2 protein-coding genes are annotated in these 2,942 nt (G+C 39.5%); both read left to right on the forward strand.

Features of this window, described 5'->3' with window-relative positions; genetic code table 11:
• A partial coding sequence (locus WBJ10_RS12185) for a glycosyltransferase (protein ID WP_424290666.1) occupies positions 1 to 934 on the forward strand: 934 nt, incomplete at its 5' end.
• 41 nt (positions 935 to 975) lie between these two features.
• Positions 976 to 2,880 carry an asparagine synthase (glutamine-hydrolyzing) gene (gene asnB, locus WBJ10_RS12190; RefSeq protein ID WP_424290668.1) on the forward strand — a complete coding sequence of 635 codons (1,905 nt, stop codon included), beginning with the start codon at positions 976 to 978 and terminating at the stop codon, positions 2,878 to 2,880.
• Positions 2,881 to 2,942: the final 62 nt, after the last annotated feature.

Below are 2,942 nucleotides of genomic sequence, written 5' to 3' on the forward strand. Positions count from 1 at the left end.
TAGTTACACGGAATATGCCGAGCAATACTTTACAGGTACTGATAGATATTTTGTTCTTGCAACCGGTCTTTTCCCCCGACTAAAGCAAGTTTTTAGTTTCCTGAGACAAAATAGACACGCCATTCATCACGTCGAAATATATCCCGGGGGTAGGTTTTCTTTTATATATATGCTTCTTGTTAATTTCTTCAACATAGCGACTATCTGCGTTGAGAGGGGCGATCTATTATATTTCAAGAGGGGTGGTTATGACTTAATCACCAGGTTTTCTATGTGGATATGCTATAAGAGAGCCCGAATAGTCTGGTATCGTGAGCTATATATGGAGGAAATATTACAACGTTTAAAGATAAAACGAATGGTTTTCATCCACAATGCCGTTGAAATAAAGCAAAAGGAATATAACGGCGTTAATAGCTTGCCTTTTCAAAAAAAAAGAATTGATTTCTTATGGGTAAACCGCCTTATTCCAGAAAGAAAGTCGGACTGGTTTGTAGACATCTTAAATACGGATCGCTTCCGGAACACTCAGAATATATTGGCGGGCGTGTTGAAACAAACACTTTATAACACAGAACAAGATTATGTTATTAAAAATAAACCCGCCAACCTAAGGCTACTCGATTTTGTATCTGATCCATGGGAGTTGTATAAAGAATCGAAATTTTTTGTTTTACCATCTTCAGTTGTTTTCGCTAATAATGCACTGCTTGAGGCGATGAGTGTGGGGGTAGTACCGGTTATTGTAAATAGTACCGGCTATGAACTGATTGTACAGGATGGTATAAATGGGCTTGTTTCAGATTACAGCAGACAAGGTTTCGAAGATGTAATGGTCAGGGCGAAAAATATGGACGAGACAGATTATGCCCGGATGTCGGAAGCTGCAATGAATCATATAAAAACGTCCTTTTCATCTGAAACTTACCAATGAAGGCTGGAAGAATTGTATAAACAAATTGAACATAAATAAGGATGTGCGGGATCGCAGGATTTATTGATAAAAGCAAGGTTTCTGGCCAACAGGAATTGGCAAAAATGACTGCGGTACTGGCTCACAGAGGGCCGGATGGTAAGGGTTTAGTTGTTTTAGACGATCTCCCAGCTTCCGTGGGCTTGGGTCACCGCCGTTTGAGTATTATAGATCTGCATGAAACAGGCAGTCAACCGATGTTCTTTGGCGATTGGAGCATCGTCTTTAACGGAGAAATATACAATTATGGCGAAATTAAAAGTTCGCTTGAAAAGATCGGACGCGTTTTCAAAAGCCATTCTGATACAGAGGTAATACTGCAGTCATTCGACGAGTGGGGATTAAAAGCAGTAGACCTATTTATTGGGATGTTTGCATTTGTTATAGTGAATCATAAAAGACAAAAAGCTTGGTTTTTTAGAGATCGCCCTGGCGTGAAGCCATTTTATTACTACTCAGAGGGTAAACTAATGTTATTTGCATCCGAACTAAAAGCTTTTCACGAACACCCGGGTTTTAAAAAAGAAATCGATCAAAGGGCTGTTGCTCAATTTATGCAATTCGGTTATATAAAAGCTCCGATGACGATTTTTAAAAATGCTTTTAAACTTAAGCCAGGCCATTATATAGAATTTAATATTTCTACATTCCAGTTCAAGGAACATCCCTACTGGAGAGCGGTAGATTACTATAATCAACCAAAGATGACTATTAGCGATGCGGACGCAATCTCAGAAACCGAGAAGCTAATGCAATCTGCCGTAGAATACAGAATGGTGGCGGATGTGCCTGTAGGAGTTTTCTTAAGTGGCGGGTACGACAGTAGTACTGTAGCTGCGCTTCTGCAGCATAACAGAACTGAGAAATTAAAGACTTTTTCGATCGGTTTTAATGAAGCTGGATTTGATGAAGCCCCATTTGCCAAAAAGGTAGCGGCATATCTTGGTACCGACCATACAGAATATTATTGTACGTCTGACGACGCAAGGAATTTAATACCTGAGATTCCAGAACATTGGGATGAACCTTTTGCAGATCCTTCCTCAATTCCTACCATGCTGGTGAGCAAACTTGCCAGGGAGAAAGTAACCGTAGCACTTTCTGCGGACGCAGGAGACGAATTATTCGGCGGTTATTCAAAGTATACCTATATTTTAAATGGAGCAAAAAGAAATTCGGTCATTCCAAAACAGCTTCGACATGCCGCTGCAGACTTCCTTGGCAGGATTGATCCGGGAAAGATTCCTTATTTCAATAAAACATATAACTTCCAGACCAGATATTATAAAGGTATAGAACTGCTTAAAGCAGAAGGTGTAATGGATGGGCTTTCCTCTGTTGCAAAGTTTTTTTCGGATACTGAAATAGATAGTCTTGTGAACGGCAGCGGACATTCGATAGAATTCTTTGGAAACATGCCATTTATTGATGAACAATATGAGGATGATCTTAGTAATTTACTGTACTCAGATTACCAGACCTATATGGTAGACGATATTTTGACTAAAGTTGACCGTGCAACAATGAGTGTAAGTTTAGAGGGGCGAGAGCCGCTTTTAGATCATCGTTTGTTGGAATGGTCGGCGAGGTTGCCGTCTGACCTCAAAATTCGCAATGGTGAAAAGAAGTATATTTTAAAGGAGATTTGTCATAAATATTTACCGAAGGAGATGATGGCACGGCCTAAAATGGGCTTTGGAATTCCAATCGTAAACTGGTTCGACTCCGAAATAAGCGGATATGTCAGACAGTTTTTAAATGAAACATATGTAAGAAAGCAAGGCATCTTTAATGTTGTTGCCGTGAATAAAATCGTTAGCCGCTACCTTAAAAATAAAAGGGAGAATGTTTTCAAACTTTGGAACCTGATCATGTTTCAGGTGTGGTATGAAAGGTGGATGAAATAAATGGTATGCTGGCTAGCTGATTATGATTAAAAATTTACAAGTGTTACGGGCTATAGCAGCAC

Source organism: Daejeonella sp., assembly GCF_049655485.1.
Taxonomy (GTDB): domain Bacteria; phylum Bacteroidota; class Bacteroidia; order Sphingobacteriales; family Sphingobacteriaceae; genus Daejeonella.

What these genes read in the sequence shown, in the direction of transcription:
- asnB (WP_424290668.1), top strand. Translation starts at nt 976, where the DNA reads ATGTGCGGGATCGCAGGATTTATTGATAAAAGCAAGGTTTCTGGCCAA.